This is a genomic window from Seonamhaeicola sp. NFXS20, from assembly GCF_049132085.1.
GTDB lineage: Bacteria > Bacteroidota > Bacteroidia > Flavobacteriales > Flavobacteriaceae > Seonamhaeicola.
On sequence record NZ_JAFMPU010000006.1, the window covers coordinates 185,304 to 204,154 of the forward strand.

At 31.2% G+C, this 18,851-nt stretch carries 16 protein-coding genes; 10 read left to right on the plus strand and 6 right to left on the minus strand.

The window, feature by feature from the left end; all coding sequences use genetic code 11:
• Window positions 1-4: 4 nt before the first annotated feature.
• The 4 genes from J1D01_RS10920 to J1D01_RS10935 are packed head-to-tail and all read right to left on the minus strand — an operon-like array spanning window position 5 to window position 5,190.
• Window positions 5-958 (minus strand): AAA family ATPase, encoded by a 954-nt coding sequence (locus tag J1D01_RS10920; RefSeq protein ID WP_372936915.1) that lies wholly within the window; start codon window positions 956-958, stop codon window positions 5-7.
• A 4-nt stretch (window positions 959-962) separates the two neighbouring features.
• On the minus strand, window positions 963-2,423 hold the full coding sequence (locus J1D01_RS10925) for a peptidylprolyl isomerase (RefSeq protein ID WP_421150838.1): 1,461 nt from the start codon (window positions 2,421-2,423) through the stop codon (window positions 963-965).
• Window positions 2,386-3,237 (minus strand): peptidyl-prolyl cis-trans isomerase, encoded by an 852-nt coding sequence (locus J1D01_RS10930; protein ID WP_372936723.1) that lies wholly within the window; start codon window positions 3,235-3,237, stop codon window positions 2,386-2,388. Before J1D01_RS10930 ends, J1D01_RS10925 begins: the two co-directional genes overlap by 38 nt.
• A gap of 3 nt (window positions 3,238-3,240) precedes the next feature.
• The gene (locus J1D01_RS10935; RefSeq protein ID WP_421150839.1) at window positions 3,241-5,190 is read right to left on the minus strand and encodes a peptidylprolyl isomerase; all 1,950 of its coding nucleotides are present in this window, start codon (window positions 5,188-5,190) and stop codon (window positions 3,241-3,243) included.
• 300 nt (window positions 5,191-5,490) lie between these two features.
• Here J1D01_RS10935 and trmD point away from each other — a divergent pair, with 300 nt between their 5' ends.
• The 8 genes from trmD to J1D01_RS10975 all read left to right on the plus strand — a co-directional run bounded on the left by trmD (window position 5,491) and on the right by J1D01_RS10975 (window position 14,413).
• Window positions 5,491-6,168: a tRNA (guanosine(37)-N1)-methyltransferase TrmD gene (trmD, locus tag J1D01_RS10940; RefSeq protein ID WP_372936719.1), complete on the plus strand. Its 678-nt coding sequence runs from the start codon at window positions 5,491-5,493 to the stop codon at window positions 6,166-6,168.
• A 6-nt stretch (window positions 6,169-6,174) separates the two neighbouring features.
• Window positions 6,175-6,516, plus strand: a complete 342-nt coding sequence (locus J1D01_RS10945) for a hypothetical protein (protein ID WP_372936717.1) — start codon at window positions 6,175-6,177, stop codon at window positions 6,514-6,516.
• Between the two features lie 144 nt (window positions 6,517-6,660).
• Window positions 6,661-7,011, plus strand: a complete 351-nt coding sequence (gene rplS, locus J1D01_RS10950; RefSeq protein ID WP_372936715.1) for a 50S ribosomal protein L19 — start codon at window positions 6,661-6,663, stop codon at window positions 7,009-7,011.
• Between the two features lie 860 nt (window positions 7,012-7,871).
• Window positions 7,872-10,082 (plus strand): NADP-dependent isocitrate dehydrogenase, encoded by a 2,211-nt coding sequence (locus J1D01_RS10955; protein ID WP_421150840.1) that lies wholly within the window; start codon window positions 7,872-7,874, stop codon window positions 10,080-10,082.
• 78 nt (window positions 10,083-10,160) lie between these two features.
• Window positions 10,161-12,536: a TonB-dependent receptor gene (locus J1D01_RS10960; RefSeq protein WP_421150841.1), complete on the plus strand. Its 2,376-nt coding sequence runs from the start codon at window positions 10,161-10,163 to the stop codon at window positions 12,534-12,536.
• Complete coding sequence (locus J1D01_RS10965; RefSeq protein ID WP_372936709.1) at window positions 12,536-13,351, plus strand: DUF4249 domain-containing protein; 816 nt, start codon at window positions 12,536-12,538, stop codon at window positions 13,349-13,351. Before J1D01_RS10960 ends, J1D01_RS10965 begins: the two co-directional genes overlap by 1 nt.
• A 19-nt stretch (window positions 13,352-13,370) precedes the next feature.
• A complete protein-coding gene (murQ, locus tag J1D01_RS10970; RefSeq protein ID WP_372936707.1) occupies window positions 13,371-14,183 on the plus strand; it encodes an N-acetylmuramic acid 6-phosphate etherase in 813 nt (270 codons plus the stop codon).
• On the plus strand, window positions 14,180-14,413 hold the full coding sequence (locus J1D01_RS10975; protein ID WP_372936705.1) for a DUF6095 family protein: 234 nt from the start codon (window positions 14,180-14,182) through the stop codon (window positions 14,411-14,413). Before murQ ends, J1D01_RS10975 begins: the two co-directional genes overlap by 4 nt.
• A gap of 14 nt (window positions 14,414-14,427) precedes the next feature.
• Here the strand turns inward: J1D01_RS10975 and J1D01_RS10980 are convergent, their stop codons facing one another.
• Entirely contained in the window at window positions 14,428-14,928 is a 501-nt protein-coding gene (locus tag J1D01_RS10980) for a DinB family protein (RefSeq protein ID WP_372936703.1), read from the minus strand.
• Window positions 14,929-15,196: 268 nt separating this feature from the next.
• Between J1D01_RS10980 and J1D01_RS10985 the strand changes: the two genes are divergently transcribed.
• Both J1D01_RS10985 and J1D01_RS10990 read left to right on the plus strand, forming a co-directional pair.
• Entirely contained in the window at window positions 15,197-15,529 is a 333-nt protein-coding gene (locus tag J1D01_RS10985; RefSeq protein WP_421150842.1) for a hypothetical protein, read from the plus strand.
• A gap of 96 nt (window positions 15,530-15,625) precedes the next feature.
• A complete protein-coding gene (locus J1D01_RS10990) occupies window positions 15,626-16,135 on the plus strand; it encodes an outer membrane protein (RefSeq protein ID WP_421150843.1) in 510 nt (169 codons plus the stop codon).
• Between the two features lie 105 nt (window positions 16,136-16,240).
• Here J1D01_RS10990 and J1D01_RS10995 read toward each other — a convergent pair whose 3' ends face one another.
• Window positions 16,241-18,679 (minus strand): helix-turn-helix domain-containing protein, encoded by a 2,439-nt coding sequence (locus J1D01_RS10995; protein ID WP_421150844.1) that lies wholly within the window; start codon window positions 18,677-18,679, stop codon window positions 16,241-16,243.
• Window positions 18,680-18,851: the final 172 nt, after the last annotated feature.

Genomic DNA, 18,851 nt, shown 5'->3' on the forward strand with positions numbered 1-18,851 from the left:
ATTTTTAAAATAGACTTGTAATTATCTGATTTTCCGAAATACCCTCAGCTTCTGCTTTATAGTTTTTTATAATTCTATGGCGAAGTATACTGTAAGCTACAGCTTGTACATCTTCTATATCTGGTGAAAATTTGCCATGAATTGCAGCATGAGTTTTTGCTGCTAAAATTAGATTTTGAGATGCTCTAGGACCTGCTCCCCAGTCTATATATTGTTTTACTAAATCTGCCGCCGACTCACTATTTGGTCTGGTTTTGCCAACCATTGATACTGCATATTCAATAACATTATCTGCCACAGGTATACGACGAATGACATGCTGATAATTTAAGATTTCATCGGCAGAGAATAATGCGTTTACTACCGCTTTTTCATCGTTTGTTGTTGCTTTAACCACCGCAACTTCTTCAGAAAATGTTGGATAATCTAAATTTATGGCAAACATAAAACGATCTAACTGTGCTTCTGGTAATGGGTATGTTCCTTCTTGCTCAATAGGATTTTGGGTAGCTAATACAAAATAGGGCAAATTTAATTTATAATGATGACCTGCAACTGTTACAGCACGTTCTTGCATTGCTTCTAATAAAGCTGCCTGAGTTTTTGGTGGTGTTCTGTTAATCTCATCGGCAAGAATAATATTAGCAAAAATAGGGCCTTTAACAAATTTAAAGTGACGGTCTTCATCTAAAATTTCACTTCCTAAAATATCACTTGGCATTAAATCTGGTGTAAACTGAATGCGTTTAAAATCTAGCCCTAATGCCTGGGCTATAGTATTTACCATTAATGTTTTTGCTAATCCTGGAACCCCAATTAGTAAGGAATGACCGCCAGAAAAAACAGAAATTAATATTTGATTAACTACATCATCTTGCCCAACAATTACTTTGGCTATTTCTACTTTTAACTGATTATATTTTTTAACAAATTTTTCTATAGCAGCTACATCAGACATATTTCTACTTTTTTAACCAGTTACTAGTAAAATCACAGTCTCTATATTTTCCACTAATTTTTATATAAGTGTCCATTATTTTTTCTGATTGCCATTTTTCAATAGCGCGTAACTGTTTTTCTTTTAAAGCTAATTCTTTAATTTTAAGGAAATCTCTAGCATAATCTGCAGTGTGTTCATCTATCCTATCGGTAACCATTAAAATCTTAAACTTTACGTTACCACGATTATCTTCATCTTTTAAAACTAAACTTACTTCACCATCTTTTAAATTTTGAATTTGTGCATACAACCCAGTATCCATTCTTGTTAGTTCAAAATTGTAATCTTGGGTTTCTGGGTTTATTAATTGTCCGCCATCATTTTTAGTTTCTTTTTCATCACTAGCTTCTTTAGCTGCTTCTGCAAAAGTTATATCACCATCAACAATTCGTTGTCTTACTTTTTCTAATCTTTCTTTTGCTTCTTTTATAGCTTCTTCTGAAACTTTTGGTTTTAAAAGCACATGGCTTACATCGTATTGTTGCCCTCTAATTTTTTGACAATATACTATATGATAACCAAAATCTGTTTTAAATGGTTCTGATACTTCTCCTTCTTGAAGAGCAAAAGCAGCTTGCCTAAACTCTTTAACCATTCTTGGTTTTTTTCTGTCTAATGTGTAAATGTAACCAGACTGTTTTAATCCTGGATCTTCACCATAGAGTACTACCTTAGATCTAAAACTAGCGCCATTTTCTAAGACATCTCTTCTAAATTCATTTAATCTATTTATAATTCTTTGCTCTTCTTCTTCACTTACTTTAGGTTCTGCAACAATTTGAGCTACTTTTAATTCGGTACCAAAAACAGGTCTTTTATCTACTGGTATCTTATTAAAATACTCACGTACTTCTTCTGGAGTTATTTCTACCTCTTCAACAATTTTTGCTTGCATTTTAGAAGCTAGTTGGTTGCTTTTGTTTATCTCAAACATTTCATCTCTAAAACTTTCTTCATCATCTTTTCTATAATAGGCTAATAGTTTTTCCATTGAGCCATTAAAATATTGTAAAAACTGCTGAATTTGGTAATCTACTTGTTGCCTAATTTCTGCATCAGACACTTGAATACTGTCTTGTATAGCGTGGTGTGCGTAGAGTTTACTTTCTAATTTAGAACCCATTAATTCGCAATCTGTAACACCTTCTACGTTACCTCCTGCAGCTTTAATTTGCTCTCTTTCTTTTGGAATATCAGATTCTAAAATTATGTAATCTCCAACCACTGCTGCTACGCCATCTACCTTTGTGGCTTTAAATGCATTAGAAGTAGTATCTCTTACTTGAGTAGAATTTACTTCTTTTGGTTTATCATCAATAATTTCCTGTGCAGTTAAAATATTTGCTGCAAAAAGACAAGTTAATAAAACACTTGCTAACTTTAAATTATTTATAAATTTCAAATTGTTTGTTTTTAATAGCATCTTTAATAATATCTTTTTCTAATTGCCTAATAAGTTCTAATTTTCTTTTATTAATGACTATTTGATCTATTGTAGGCTTTACATATTCTAACGGTGCTGTATTATTTCTTAATAGTACATCGTTAATTTGCATCAAATATACTCCTAATGAATCTTTGAGTTGCACAAAATTAGATTTTTTTAACAGTTCATTTTTGTTTTCTGGAGTTACTACAGGAATTTTTTCTATAACCTGACTTAATTTTATCCAAATAGAATCATTTAATGAATAAGAATTAAACTGAATAGAAATAGAATCTAACTCTTTTTTATCTTCATTATTAAAACGTTTAAACCGTTCTTTTATATCATCATAATTGATAATTTTTTCATCAACATGAATGTATCTAAATTTTATAAGTTCTTCATTTAATTTAAATGCCTCTTTATTATTATTGTAATACTCTTGTGCTTCATCTTTAGTAACAACGGTATCAATACTTCTTTTTACTAAGGCTTCAATATAGGCTTTGGTGTATAAATCATTTTTGTATTGATTTACTAATTTATTAAAGCTTTCTTGCTTTGATTGGCTTAAGTTAATCATTGCACCATCCATAAACAATTGTTGTGTAGCCCATTTGTTTATGAAATTTTGAACAATAAGCGTGCTATCTTGTACGCTAGTTTCTTCGTTTATCAAATCTTTTATATCATCATAATACAAATAAGATTCATTAACTCTAGCTACAGCGGTTTGCTCATCAGGTTTCTTTAAATATTCACATGATGCCAGCGTAACAAATACAACTATTATGATTAATTTTAAACGCACCTTTTATTTTTTTATTTGAGATTTCACCTTTTTAAGGGCGTCTTTATTTACAACAACCTTATATTTTTCTTTTAGAGAATTTACCCAATTTTCTTCTTTGTATGTTTGATAATCACTAATAACAAGACCTTTGGCTTCTTCAAAAGTTTTTTGGGCTTGTGGTATGATTTTTTTAACCTTTGCCACAACATAACCACCGTTATGCTTATATATATTTGAAATTCCTACCTTAAAAGGAAAGGTTTCTGGAAGTGCTTTATTGGAAGCATCCATAATTTCTGAAGTAAAAATTACTTCAACTTTACTATTAGTATTTATTAGGTTTTTAATATTATCAACACTCATTCCTTCCTCTAAAAGTTTAGACACTTTTTTAAGCGTTTTCTTTTTATTTGAAGCAGCCACCACAGCATCTATTTGTTCTGGTACAACATATTTACTTTTATTAGCTTCATAATAATTTCTTATATCTACAGAGTCTGTTTCAGAAGCATTCCAAATGGTGTTTTCCATTAAATCAAATAACAATAAACCATCTCTATACTCTGCTAATATATTGGCAAAATCTTCATTTTCGGTTTCTAAATTTGCTTCTTTATATTGTAATAAACTTTCATTTATAAATTCTTCATACTTATCTTTTGTAAACGCTTTTAAAGGTTTTTTATATATTCTTCCTTTTTGTTTTTCTAATAAATAGTCTCCAAAATCTTTATAAGTAATTTGCTTTGTTCCTATTTTTACTAGAGGTTTATTAGCTGTAAAATCTTGTGGCAACTTCCAGGTTCTTTTAAAATAGTTTTCATTTAATATTGATGAAAAATAATCTAATGCTACTTGATTATCAGTTACATTATACTGTTTTTTTAGTGAACTATATAAGGCTTCATCTATTAATTTTGAACGGTCATCTCTTTTAACTTTAGCCTCTAATTCTCCTTTCATATCTTCAAAAGGAGGTATTAATTTTTTGTTTAGCAACTTAACAATATGCCAACCGTATGCCGATTGAAATGGTTTAGATACATCTCCTACATTTTCTAAACTAAAAGCTACTTCTTCAAATTTTTGAGCTCTTAATTGTCCTCCAGAAAATGGTGCTAGCTCCCCTCCTTTTGAAGCAGAACTTTTATCATCTGAAAATTGTTTAGCCAAATCCTCAAAAGCTTCTCCTTGTTGTAATTTACTGTAAATTTCTTGTATTCTAACTTCTGGTTTGCTTAATGTATCTTCTTTCTTTTTAACAACCATTATATGAGCAACAGTACGCTCTCCTCTAGACTTTCTCTTATCTAAAACATTAACTATGTGGTAGCCAAAACGTGTTCTAAATGGTTTAGAAATTTCTCCAACAGGTGTATTATAGGCTGCCGTTTCAAAACTATACACCATTTTAAAACCAGAGAAATACCCTAACTCTTCGCCGAATATTGTTTTGCCATCATGTACTTCTTTTCTAACCTCATCAAACCCTTCTTTTAAAGCTCTTTCTCTTAATTTTAATAACTTATTATAAGCCACTAACGTATCTCTAGGATTGGCATTTTGTGGTATTTTAATTAAGATATGGTTGGCTTTGATATCATATGAAACACGCTCATAAGCTTCTTCTATTAAAGCATTTGTAACCTTAGCATCTTTCATATAACTTTTTGCCAACTGTTTTTTGTAAGTTTCTAACTCTTTTTTATAGGTTGGCTTTTCATGAAGTCCTAAATTTTTAGCTTCTTTTAGCTTTAATTTGTAGCTGGTAAAAAGTTTAAGATATTCATCTATATCTCGTTGAGATTCATCTTGAACTAAATCTAAATTTTTATTGTAAACCCTTAAAAATTCTGTAACAGTAACAGGGTCATTATCAACCCAAAAAAGCGTTTCTTTTTGAGATGATTGCGCATTAATTACTGTAATAAAAAGAACGAATACAGAAGTTAATAAATTACTAATTTTCATGGATTAAAAATTTATGCAAGTGGCTACAAAAATACTAATATAAAGCTATTATGCAAGCGCTTTAACAATGCATTAATATGATACTTTTAACTGATTTTTCTGGCTGATATTGCTGTGATGAGTTTATTATTTTGTTGAAACATTATTTAATTGACTTTGCTTTAATTTTCAACTAACTTCCTTTAAGGTTGAATATCAATCATTAAAACGACACGTCCCCATACAGTTAAACAAAACAATATAACTTCATTCTAGCCATAACCAACAATTAAATTATCTTTGCCCAATATAAAAATAACAATGCGCATAGACATCATTACCGTTTTACCAGAATTACTTAAAAGTCCGTTTGAAGCCTCTATTTTAAAACGTGCCATTGAAGCTAATTTAGTTGAAGTTCATTTTCACAACTTAAGAGACTATACTACTGATAATTACAAAACCATTGATGATTACCAGTTTGGTGGTGGCGCTGGTATGGTTATGATGATTGAACCAATAGACAAATGTATTTCTGCTTTAAAAGCCGAAAGAGACTACGATGAAATAATATACATGACGCCTGATGGTGAAACCCTTAACCAAAGTATTGCCAACCAACTATCATTAAAAGAAAACATCATTATTTTATGTGGTCATTATAAAGGCGTAGACCAACGCGTACGCGATCATTTTATAACCAAAGAAATATCTATAGGAGATTATGTATTGTCTGGTGGCGAATTGGGTGCTGCCGTTCTTTGTGATGCTGTTATTAGGTTAATACCAGGAGTTTTAGGCAATGAAACCTCTGCTTTAACAGATTCTTTTCAAGATAATTTGTTAGCACCCCCTATTTATACACGCCCTAGAGAATATAATGGTTGGCAAGTACCCGAAATATTATTTAGCGGCAACTTTCCTGAAATTGAAAAATGGCGTGAAGATAAAGCTTACGAACGCACTAAAGAACGCAGACCAGACTTACTTAAAGATTAATAAAATATGGAAAATTTAGACAGCATTCAGAATCAATTTATGATTTCTGGATTTATTAACGCAATTGTTCATTTAATTATTTTTATAGCATCTTTTATTTTAATTTATAAAAAAAGAACAATTGCAACAGCTCTTTTACTTACAGGTAGTGCACTTAGTTTAATTTGCTATTTTAGTAGCTTTGCAGTAAATATTTGGGCTGCAAGAATTAGTAGTACAGACGTCATGATTAAAACACAAATAGCCATGTCATTCTTTCAAAATTTTTCATTTTTAATATTTGGAATTGGTTTTTTATTTCTAGCAATCAATAACTTTAAAAAAGCTAAACCCAGTTTAAAAAAATAAATTACAACTACTCTTGTAAAAAACTTTTAGCTTTTAGCTTTTCAATTTTAACTTTTTAATTATCTTTGCAGCCAATTTCAGGTTAACCTCTGGCGAAAATCGTGAATGTTGTTCTGAATCAACCATTTATAAAAACATATAAAGATGGAATCTTTAGTAAAATTTGTACAAGACGAATTTGTAACAAAAAAAGACTTACCAGAATTTAGCGCTGGTGATACTATTACTGTTTATTACGAAATTAAAGAAGGAAGCAAAACAAGAACGCAGTTTTTTAGAGGAGTTGTAATACAACGAAGAGGATCTGGTAGTTCTGAAACCTTTACAATTAGAAAAATGTCAGGTTCAATTGGAGTAGAACGTATCTTCCCTATTAATTTACCTGCATTACAAAAAATAGAAGTCAATAAACGTGGTAAAGTACGTAGAGCACGTATTTATTACTTTAGAGGTCTTACTGGTAAAAAAGCTAGAATTAAAGAGCAAAGACGCTAGTAAAACATTACCATTAAACAATTACAAAAGCTTTGATAAATATCAAAGCTTTTTTTGTTATTAACTTTTGTTAATAACTACCGTTTATAAATAGTTGATATCTAACACCTTAAAAAATTTGTTTTTTAAAAGAGTGGTCTTATATTAGCCAAAGAAATAACAACAAATCTCTAAAGAGTTGTTTTCATTTTAAAAGTGAACTAGTGTTATTTCTTAATAAGGTAACGTTCTTTATTATAATTGTTTTTTGAGGTTTTGAAGAATCATGTGTAGGCATGTAAACTAAAAAACCATGATGTTGCAAAAGTATCGTACGCGCAAGTAGGCGGTAACTGGTGTAACTGAAAGCTTAAAAAACAACTGGAGTGAAAGCAAAAGTTGTAAACAAAGCAATACTATTAACAAACTAGACGTGCAAACGAAAAGTGAGATTAATGGTATCAAGAGAAACAATTAACCGAAACAGCTAGTAATAGGTCAATACATTTTGAAAATTATTACTGTTTCACTTGAAATAACAATGCTGAAATTGAAATACTTGATGAAAATTCAAGTTAGTTTAGTATTACTACTAAAATAGATAACAGTAATGTTGTTTCATAGAAAGCCATATCAAGGGAGATTGAATTCTGCAATGATATGGCTTTTGTTTTTTTAGCTCATTTATTCCTTTTATTGCAAAATTCGTATTGGTAAACCACTTTTTTATAATTCTAATAAATTTAACTGTTTTATTACTTTTCATTTAACATTTACGTAGTAATGAATGTCTATTTTTGTATATTCGCATCGCTAAAAACAAATCTTCATATTTTATCTAGTTTTTAGCTTCTAAATAATTCAATAAAAACTTGACACTAATGTCTAAAATAATTTACACCAAAACTGATGAAGCTCCGGCTTTAGCAACACGATCTTTTCTACCAATAGTTCAGGCTTTTGTAAAGTCTTCTGGAATTAATATTGAAACCAAAGACATCTCTTTAGCTGCTAGAATTTTAGCCGTATTTCCAGATTTTTTAAATGATATCCAAAAAGTTTCAGATGATTTGGCTTTACTAGGAGAGTTAGCTAAAAAACCAGAGGCTAATATTGTTAAACTCCCTAACATTAGTGCCTCAATTCCGCAGTTAAAAGATGCTATAAAAGAACTTCAAGCTAATGGTTTTGCTATTCCAGATTACCCTAACGAGCCAAAAAATGATACTGAAAAAGACATCAAAGCTCGTTACGACAAAATTAAAGGAAGTGCAGTAAATCCTGTTTTAAGAGAAGGAAACTCAGACAGACGCGCACCAAAAGCTGTTAAGAATTATGCTAAAAAGAACCCGCATTCTATGGGAGAATGGACTGCAGATTCTAAAACGCATGTGGCTACAATGCAAGACAATGATTTTGCTCACAATGAAAAATCAGTTACACTTCCTGAAGCTACAAATATTAAAATAGTTCATACTGATACATCTGGTAACACTACCATTTTAAAAGATAGCTTCCCCGTTTTAAAAGATGAAATTATTGATGCTACAGTAATGAATAAAAAGGCATTAGTTACTTTTTTAGAAAAACAAGTAGCAGATGCTAATGAAAAAGGTATTCTTTTTTCATTACACATGAAAGGTACTATGATGAAAGTAAGCGACCCAATTATTTTTGGTCATGCTGTAAAGGCTTACTTTAAAAATGTATTTGAAAAACATGGAGAAACTTTAGAAAAAATAGGCGTAAATGTAAATTCTGGTTTAGGTAATTTACTTGAGCGTATTAATGAATTACCTGCAGATAAAAAAGCTGAAATTGAAGCCGATATTGAAGCTACCTATAAAAACGGACCAGACATTGCCATGGTAAATTCAGATAAAGGCATTACTAACTTACACGTACCTAGTGATGTAATTATTGATGCATCTATGCCTGCTATGATACGTAACTCTGGTAAAATGTGGAATGCAAAGGGTGAATTACAAGACACCAAAGCTGTTATTCCAGATAGTAGTTATGCTGGTGTTTATGCTACAACTATAGATTTTTGTAAAGAAAATGGTGCTTTTGACCCTACTACAATGGGTACCGTACCTAATGTTGGTTTAATGGCTCAAAAAGCAGAAGAATATGGTTCTCATGATAAAACCTTTGAAATTCCATCAAATGGAACAGTAAATGTTATTGATGATAACGGAAATACATTAATGAGTCATACCGTTGAAACTGGTGACATTTGGAGAATGTGTCAAGCAAAAGATGCCCCTATTCAAGACTGGGTTAAACTTGCTGTAACACGTGCAAGAGCTTCAAAAATACCAGCTATTTTCTGGTTAGATGAAAATAGAGCTCATGATAGAGAATTAATAAAAAAAGTAAATACTTACTTAAAAGATTACAATACTGAAGGTTTAGACATAAAAATTCTATCTCCTATTGAGGCTACACGCTTAACTTGTAAAAGATTAAAAGACGGACTAGACACCATTTCTGTAACAGGTAATGTTTTACGAGATTATTTAACAGATTTATTTCCAATTTTAGAAGTTGGTACTAGTGCTAAAATGCTATCTATTGTACCATTAATGAATGGTGGTGGTTTGTTTGAAACTGGTGCTGGTGGTTCTGCTCCTAAACACGTTCAACAATTATTAGAAGAAAACCACTTACGTTGGGATTCGTTAGGAGAATTTTTAGCCTTGGCTGTTTCTTTAGACTATTTTTCGCAAGTAAACAACAATCCAAAAGCAAAAATTTTAGGTGATGCTTTAGATGATGCTACCGAGAAATTATTAGAAAATAAAAAAGGGCCTTCTAGAAAAGCTGGCGAGCTAGACAATAGAGGAAGTCATTTTTATCTTGCCATGTATTGGGCGCAAGAGTTAGCAAGTCAAGACAAAGATTTAGAACTTAAAGAAGAATTTAAACCTATAGCTGATGCTCTTGCTAAAAATGAAAATACTATTATAAATGAATTAAACAGTATTCAAGGAAAACCTGCAGATATTGGAGGTTATTATTTTCCTAATGAAGATTTAGCTAATAAAGTTATGAGACCTAGCAAAACCTTCAACAGTATATTAAGTTAATTCTATAAAATAATAACTTATTAAAAGCTCCTATTAAAGGAGCTTTTTTTTTATTTTTATAAAAAATTGTCAATCTACATGCAAAACCTTCGGTTCTGTTTTCTTTTATTTTATTTTTTAGTTTTCAGTAAAGGTATTGCACAAGAAAAATTTACCCTTAGTGGCATTATCACCGAAGAAAAAAGTAACGAAACACTAATTGGTGTAAACATTATATTTCCCAGTCTGCAAACAGGAACTACTACCAACGAGTATGGCTTTTACTCTATCACTTTACCAAAAGGCACTTATTCTGTTGTTATAAGTTATTTAGGGTATTCTACAATAGCAGAAACTGTTGAACTTACAAGCAACATTTCTAAAAATTTTAGTTTGATTAACTCTCTTGAAAATCTAGACGAGGTTGTTATAACAGAAAACATAGAAAAACTAAGCATAAAAAAACCTCAAATGAGTGTTAATAAACTTACTGCTTCAACCATAAAAGAAATTCCTGTGGTGCTTGGTGAGTCTGATATTATAAAAGCTATAACGCTTTTACCTGGTGTTACCAGTACTGGCGAAGGTACATCAGGATTTAACGTTAGAGGTGGTGCTGCAGACCAAAATTTAATTCTGTTAGATGAAGCAACCATTTATAATTCCTCACATTTATTTGGGCTATTTTCAGTTTTCAATCCAGATGCTATAAAAGACCTTCGTTTATATAAAGGAGGCATTCCCGCAAGATACGGAGGGCGCGTATCTTCTGTTTTAGACATTTACCAAAAAGAAGGAAACAGCAAACAATTTCACATGAATGGGGGTATTGGACTTGTTTCTAGTAGACTGCTAACAGAAGGCCCTTTAAAAAAAGATAAAGGTTCTTTTCTTTTGGGAGGAAGATCTAGTTATGCGCACTTATTTTTACCGCTTTTTGATATTGATAATATTGCCTATTTCTATGATTTAAACACCAAATTGAGTTATAAAATAAATTCTAAAAACAACATTTACCTGTCGGGCTATTTTGGAAGAGATGTTTTTAGAATTGAAGATACTTTTGAAAACACCTACGGAAATTCCGTTTTAAATTTTAGATGGAATCATCTGTTTTCAGACAAACTTTTTTCAAATTTATCTTTTATATATTCTGATTACTATTATGATTTAAAACTAAGTTTTGTTGAATTTGATTGGAAATCAGGGATACAAAATTTCAACTTAAAATACGATTTTAAGCATTACTTAACAAACAATCTCAAACTACAATACGGTTTAAATAGTGTGTATTACAAATTTAACCCTGGAGAAATTAACCCAACTACGGAAACATCGGGTATCAACAAATTTAAACTAATAGATAAATACGCTTTTGAAAACGCTTTATATGTTGATGCAGAACATAACCTTTCTGACAACGTATCAATATCATATGGTCTAAGATTAAGCTCATTTTTAAGACTAGGGCAAGATGAACTAAATATTTATGAAAATGACCAAGCTGTTATTTTTAATGATGATTTTAAAATTTATGAAAAAGCAGATCCAATTGATACAGAAACATATAAACGAAGCGATATTATTACTAGCTTTATAAATCTTGAACCTAGATTTTCTTTAGCGTATCAATTAAATTCTAATAGCTCTATAAAAACAAGCTATAATAAAATGAATCAATATTTACATTTGCTTTCAAACACCAATGCACCTACTCCATTAGATATTTGGACACCAAGCGGAAAATATATAAAACCACAGTCTTTACACCAAGTTGCAGTAGGTTATTTTAAAAATTTTAAAGACAATAAATATTCATTAGAGGTTGAAAGCTTTTATAAAACCATTAAAAACAGAATAGATTACATTGATGGAGCCGATTTAATTGCCAATAATGCTATTGAACAAGTAATTTTAAATGGAAAAGCACGTGCTTATGGATTAGAGCTACTTTTAAGAAAAAACGAAGGTAGATTAAAAGGATGGTTAGCCTATACCCTTTCAAAATCAGAACAACAAACAAAAGGTAGAACAGCTAATGAAATAGGTATCAATAATGGAAATTGGTATAAAACACCTTATGACAAAACACACGATATATCAATAACCACAAGCTATGATTGGAATAACAGACTTAGCGTGAATGCTAATTTTTTGTTTCAAACTGGGCAACCTGTAACATATCCTAATGGTCAATATGAATACAATGATCTTCATATTCCTAATTATGGAGCAAGAAACGAAAACAGACTACCTTCTTATAACAGATTAGATGTTTCACTAAAATACATCCCAAAACAGAAAAAAGAAAGAAAATGGTCAAGCCACTGGGTATTTAGCATATATAATGTTTACAACAGAAAAAATGCAGCATCAATCACTTTTGGTCAAAATAGTGATACTGGTTTAAATGAAGCTACAAGATTAGCTATTTTTGGAATTGTACCATCAATATCTTATAATTTTAAACTCTAATGATAAAGAAATTTATATTAATAATCATATTTGGATTTCTATTAGCATCATGCGAAGATGTAATTGATGTAGATTTAGAAACAGCTGAACCTAGATTGGTTATAGATGCTTCATTAAGTTGGGTTAAAGGAACACAAGGCAACCTACAAGTAATAAAACTAACACTTACAGCTCCTTTTTTTGATGACACAATACCTCCTGCAAACGGAGCCATTGTAACTGTTGAAGATTCAAATAACAATACCTTCTCCTTCATAGAACAAGGTAATTCTGGTGTTTATTTAAATAATACATTTATTCCTGAAATAAACGGTATATACAACTTAACTATTATCTATGAAAATGAAGTTTACACAGCCACTGAAACTTTAATTCCTGTAACAAGTATTGATTATGTTGAACAGAACAACAATGGTGGTTTTTCTGGTGATGAAATTGAAATAAAAGCTTATTACACAGACCCCGAAGATGAAGAAAACTACTACTTATTTCAATTTGTAAATAACCAGTACTTAACCACTGTAGAAGTTTATGATGATGAATTTAATAATGGAAATCAAATTTTTGGATACTACTCTCATGAAGATTTAAAATCTTCAGATCAGTTAACCATTAAAATGTCTGGAATATCAGAACGCCATTACGAATTTTTTAATATTTTATTGCAACAAAGAGATGATGAATCTGGAGACCCTTTTGAAACCCAACCAGCTACTGTTCGTGGTAATTGTGTTAATCAAACCAACCCAGACAACTATCCTTTAGGGTATTTTAGAGTTACTGAAACAGATGTTTTTACTTATACAGTCCAATAAAATAATGTATTTTTGAAGCATGAGTTTCACAAAAATAACAGAGCAAGATTCATACTACAATCACCTCGAAAAAATGAGCGTTGGTGAATTACTTTACAACATTAATAAAGAAGACAAAACAGTTCCGTTAGCAGTTGAAAAAGCGCTTCCACAAATAGAAGCTTTAATAAATAAAATTGTCCCCAAATTAAAAGCTGGAGGCAGATTATTTTATCTTGGAGCTGGTACAAGCGGTAGATTAGGCATTGTAGATGCTTCTGAATGCCCTCCTACTTTTGGTGTACCTCACAATTTAGTAATAGGTTTAATTGCTGGAGGTGATTCTGCTATAAGAAAAGCTGTAGAATTTGCCGAAGATTCTACCACTCAAGGTTGGGAAGATTTAAAAAAACATCAAATTTCAAATAAAGACGTTGTAGTTGGTATAGCAGCATCAGGAACAACACCATACGTTATAAGTGCCTTAAAAACTTGTAATGAAAACAATATTATTACCGGTTGTATTACCTGTAATCATAAAAGTCCACTATCTCAAACAGCTATGTATCCTATAGAAGTTATTGTGGGGCCAGAGTTTGTTACAGGTAGTTCTAGAATGAAAGCTGGTACCGCACAAAAGTTAGTTCTTAACATGATTACTACCTCTACCATGATTCAACTAGGACGCATTAAAGGAAATAAAATGGTTGATATGCAACTAAGTAATAACAAACTTGTTGACAGAGGGACTAAAATGATAATGAATGAACTAAATATTGCTGAAAAAGAAGCCCAAAATCTATTAGATGAATTTGGTAGTGTACGTTTGGCTATTAAAAATTATAAAAAATGAAAGAGAACAAAACAGATAAAAAAGAACTTATTAAAGGTATTAAAATAATGGTGTTTTCGTTGGGCAGTTTGTTTATTGGCCCAATTATTTTAAGTGTTGCTTATAGCAAACCAGATGACCCACTTTACCTGCCCATGTTAATTTTAGGATGCGCTATAAGTGCTATGGCCGTTTTTTTAATTTTTAGAGGTATAAAAACCATAATGGGTAGTATGTTTAAAAAAAAATAAAAGCTCCTAATTATTTATTCAGCTAAAGTATTATTAGGTGTTGTTGGGTTGTATCCAAAATTTTCATCTTTAAAATCAATATTTAAACCATTTAAAATATAATTTATAATAGCATAATGATGAATAGTATGGCTATTTGCATGTGTCAATAAAGCGCCATAAGTATAAGGTATTTCTATTTTCCCCATTCCTAAGTCATCAATAACCCATACTATTTCTTTAATATTAAAATTTGTAGAATTTAGTTTTTTTATAACATCTTCTAAATAACGCTGTGCATAACTACAATTAGTTTCAATTTCTTTATTCCTACCTCGAGCTGTTAAATCAATCTTATTATCAACATTGAGGTTAAAAATACAATTATAAAAATCAAGTATATGCCTAATATGAGTTCCTATACTAGAGTGATAAGGAGGAACAGACACATTACATAATTGCTCATCCGTTAGAAAGCTCAATAAAACAGAAGATTTTTGTAGGGTTTTTAAAGTAGATTGCTCAATTACACTCATACCCCTAAAATATAAAAATAAATTAAAGCATACTTATCTATTTATACATCTTAAGGCTTTTTTATTTCAACACCTGTTAATTTCTTATAAAATTAAAACCTGTAAAAATCTTATTTACAACACATTAAATAACAATGTTACATATATTGTATAGTTTGAAACATATGTTTTATAGGCTTGTTTTTTTTCAATATAGTTTTATTTCAAATAAAAACACTCCCAGTTTTCTATTAAAAAATGAAAAAAATAAATGTTTAACACTGTAATTATGAAAGCTACAAAAACCATTTTTAACCTAAAAAAATTTATTTACGCTTTAATCTTTCCTTTAATTTTTGGAACCTTTAGTTGTTCTAATAGTGATGATGATAGTGACAATCCCAAAAGCGTTTGTAATCAAATAATTTCTTCAGCTACTGAATTTTCAAATGCATTAACAAGTTATCAACAAACCCCCTCAGAAACTACATGTAACAATTTAAAAAACACCTCCCTAGACTTTATTGAAGCTTTACAAAATTGCCAAGAATATACAGAACAATATGGTGATTTAGAAGAAGCAGCCGAAGCTTACAGAAATTTAGATTGCTCTGAAATTTAAAAGTAGGAAGTTATAGAAAACTTCCCTATTTATTATCAATAAACCTACTAACAATTAATTTGATCAAAAAACTATTATTATTAAAAACCAAAAACAATGAAAAAATTTAATTACACTTTAGTAACGGCATTAATAGTTATGTTTTCTTTAAACATATCTGCCCAAACCGAAACCAAATTAGGTGGTTTCTTAGCCTATGGTACCGAGATTGAAAATATAGGTATTGGAGCTAATGCCGAATTTCCTATTATGGAAAAATTAACCATTTCTCCCTCCTTTATTTTTTACCTGCCGAAAGACGAAAGCGGTATTAAAATAAACTGGTTTGAGGTTAACGCCAATGCCAACTATTACTTTTTGGCCGAAGACAATATTGATGTTTATGGTATTGCAGGCCTTAACTACTCCAGTGTTAAAGTAACATACGATGATAGCTATGGTTATTTGGGCGATTTTTCTGCTAGCGACGGGCGTTTTGGTCTTAACATTGGTGGGGGAGCAAACTTTAACCTTAGCGGAAGTATTACGCCTTTTGCAGAATTAAAATATGTAATTATTGACGAAGGTCAACTTGTTATTGCTGGCGGTGTAAAATTTAATATTTAAGAGTTAATATACCTTTTTTTGTCTCATTTAATTAACCTACAAAAAAGACCCAATTTAAAAAAACACTAATAAAAGTAGACAAATTTTTAAGTTTGTCTGCTTTTATTAATTATCAGTTAATTCGTCTAAAACCAAACGCAACTCGCCATAACTATATTTATCATCCAATTGATGTTTTAGATCTGATAGGTTTTCAAAAGTTTTGGTTGGAATAATCTGCTTTAATTCTTCATAATGTTGTTTGGGTATTAAATCGGTAACTTTTACTTCTCCGGTAGGCACAAAACTTGCCAAATGACCAAAAATAGTGTTTTCGTTCAGTTCACGTTCGGCAGCAATCTCCGATATACTTTTTCCCGATTGGAATAATTTTAAAGATATTTTTTGGGTATCGCCACGTTTTCTTTTAGCTTGGCTTGGTTCAAATAATTCAATTTTATTTGATACTTCAATATCATGTTCATCACAATAGGCCCTAATTACCTTCAAAATAGCCGTACCATATTTTTCTACCCGTGTTTTACCCATACCATGAACCTTAAGTAATTCTTCCTTGGTTGTTGGTAAGGTTTCACACATTTCGTACAATGTTTTTTGTGCAAAAATTTGAAAATGGACTAAGCCCTTTTCTTCGGCTATATCGTTTCTAAGTAATCGTAGTTTTTCAAACAATTCTATATTACTCGTGCCTTCAACAATTGTTTTTCTTGTTTTTTTAGGCTTTTCTTTAGCCATAAACACCGATTTTGCACGTAGCTCTAAAAATAACTTGGTTACAAAGCCATTTTTTAACCCTTTAAAATACAATTGTTTTGTAGCTAGCAACTCCTCAAAATTACCCAAATGTTTGGTAAGCTCGTTACCCACGGCTTGGTTATCTGTAGTAAAAGCAAAGGTTTTAAGCGGTGTAACTATATGGGTATCGGTTTCGGCTTTAAAATACGCAATCCCTTTTTTAAACCGTTCTTGAACCAGGCTACTTTCTTCTGGTAAGTCTTCGGTATGGGATAATTGTTTTAACTGGGAATTAAACCCATTGCTTATCTTTAAAAAGTTGGCAATGGTATGCTTTATTGCTGAAAAAGTTGCCTCAATCGGGCCTTCTATAATCGTTCTGTTCTTATAATAAATATCCAAAATACGGTTCACCGGGTGCAAAAAACCGTAAAAATCGAAAATTTCGGCAATAACATCCAACTGGAAGTTTTTTTGGGAATGCTTTAGTACCGTTTCGTCTGGTGCATTTTGCTTTGCCTGTTCATTAAACGCTATAACATTTTGGTCGCTTATAATTTGGTTGGACTGGATCTTGCTTTTTAATACCAAGCCTTCTAAAGATTTACACCTGCTTAAGGCCACATAGGTCTGTCCGTGCGCAAACGCACCCTCGGCATCTATAATAGCCTTTTCAAAAGTCAAACCCTGGCTTTTATGTATGGTAATGCTCCAAGCCAAACGCAATGGCATTTGTTTGTAACTTCCTATTTTTTCTTCTTGAATTTCCTTGGTATCGGCATCAACAGAATAGTTGATATTTTCCCAAACCTCGGGGGTTACATTTATATTGAAATCGTCTTCAGGACAATGTACTACAACTTCATCTTTTTCTAAATGAATAACCTTACCTATTTTTCCGTTAAAATAGCGTTTTTCCGGACTACTATCATTTTTCACAAACATAACCTGGGATCCTACCTTAAGTTCTAAGTTTTCACTATTTGGATAGGCATACTCAGGAAACTTACCATCAACTTCGGCCTTGTAATAAAATGGTTGGCACTTTAATTTATTCAATTCTGATTGGTTAATAGCCTCTGCTTTATTGTTGTGGGTTGTAAGCGATATATAACCTTCGTCAGGTTGGGGTTTGAAATCCGGAATAAAACGCTTATTTAATTCCTTTGCAGCAGCTTCGCTTAGTCTATTGTTCCGTATTTCGTTTAGTATTTCAATAAATTTTGGATTTTCCTGTCTATAAATATGTTTCAATTCTATGGTAATAGCCTGACTTTGCTTAAAGGCTTGACTACTAAAAAAGAAACCATTGCTATAAACCCGTTTTAAGAGCTCCCAATCTTGTTCTTTTATAACTGGTGAAAGTTGTTGCAAATCGCCAATCATTAGCACTTGTACACCGCCAAAAACCTTATTTCTATCCCTGAAACGGCGTAAAGTCCTATCAATGCCATCCAATAAATCGGCTCGAACCATACTAATCTCGTCAATAACCAGTAAATCTATCGACTTAATAATATTAATTTTGGTTTTGCTGAATTTTCTGTTGAAGCCCTTAGAGGCATTTAAATCTGTATCTGGTAAAATAGGACCAAAAGGCATCTGAAAAAATGAGTGTATTGTAACGCCTTTAGCATTAATGGCCGCAACACCTGTTGGAGCCACCACCACAAGGCGCTTTAAACTCTCCATTTTTAAGCGGTGCAAAAAGGTAGTTTTACCTGTACCCGCTTTACCTGTTAGAAAAATATTTCGATTGGTATTGGATACAAAATCCCAAGCTAAGTCTAGTTCCTTATTTGTAATCATGATAGCCGAAATTACAAATTATATTCATATTCTGACAAAACTAAGCTAAAATATTCAACTAAAATGCAATAGGAAAAGGGACAGGCATTATTTTGTATTAGAAAAAACTGAGAAAATCGAAAACAAAAAAACCCTTCATATTACTATGAAGGGTTTCTAAAAAAGGCAACGA

Bases quoted from the DNA above. Each gene is read 5' to 3' on its own strand.
- J1D01_RS10920 (WP_372936915.1), bottom strand. From the start codon at position 958: ATGTCTGATGTAGCTGCTATAGAAAAATTTGTTAAAAAATATAATCAG.
- J1D01_RS10925 (WP_421150838.1), bottom strand. From the start codon at position 2,423: ATGCTATTAAAAACAAACAATTTGAAATTTATAAATAATTTAAAGTTA.
- J1D01_RS10935 (WP_421150839.1), bottom strand. From the start codon at position 5,190: ATGAAAATTAGTAATTTATTAACTTCTGTATTCGTTCTTTTTATTACA.
- trmD (WP_372936719.1), top strand. From the start codon at position 5,491: ATGCGCATAGACATCATTACCGTTTTACCAGAATTACTTAAAAGTCCG.
- J1D01_RS10945 (WP_372936717.1), top strand. From the start codon at position 6,175: ATGGAAAATTTAGACAGCATTCAGAATCAATTTATGATTTCTGGATTT.
- rplS (WP_372936715.1), top strand. From the start codon at position 6,661: ATGGAATCTTTAGTAAAATTTGTACAAGACGAATTTGTAACAAAAAAA.
- J1D01_RS10955 (WP_421150840.1), top strand. From the start codon at position 7,872: ATGTCTAAAATAATTTACACCAAAACTGATGAAGCTCCGGCTTTAGCA.
- J1D01_RS10960 (WP_421150841.1), top strand. From the start codon at position 10,161: ATGCAAAACCTTCGGTTCTGTTTTCTTTTATTTTATTTTTTAGTTTTC.
- J1D01_RS10965 (WP_372936709.1), top strand. From the start codon at position 12,536: ATGATAAAGAAATTTATATTAATAATCATATTTGGATTTCTATTAGCA.
- murQ (WP_372936707.1), top strand. From the start codon at position 13,371: ATGAGTTTCACAAAAATAACAGAGCAAGATTCATACTACAATCACCTC.
- J1D01_RS10975 (WP_372936705.1), top strand. From the start codon at position 14,180: ATGAAAGAGAACAAAACAGATAAAAAAGAACTTATTAAAGGTATTAAA.
- J1D01_RS10980 (WP_372936703.1), bottom strand. From the start codon at position 14,928: ATGAGTGTAATTGAGCAATCTACTTTAAAAACCCTACAAAAATCTTCT.
- J1D01_RS10985 (WP_421150842.1), top strand. From the start codon at position 15,197: ATGAAAGCTACAAAAACCATTTTTAACCTAAAAAAATTTATTTACGCT.
- J1D01_RS10990 (WP_421150843.1), top strand. From the start codon at position 15,626: ATGAAAAAATTTAATTACACTTTAGTAACGGCATTAATAGTTATGTTT.
- J1D01_RS10995 (WP_421150844.1), bottom strand. From the start codon at position 18,679: ATGATTACAAATAAGGAACTAGACTTAGCTTGGGATTTTGTATCCAAT.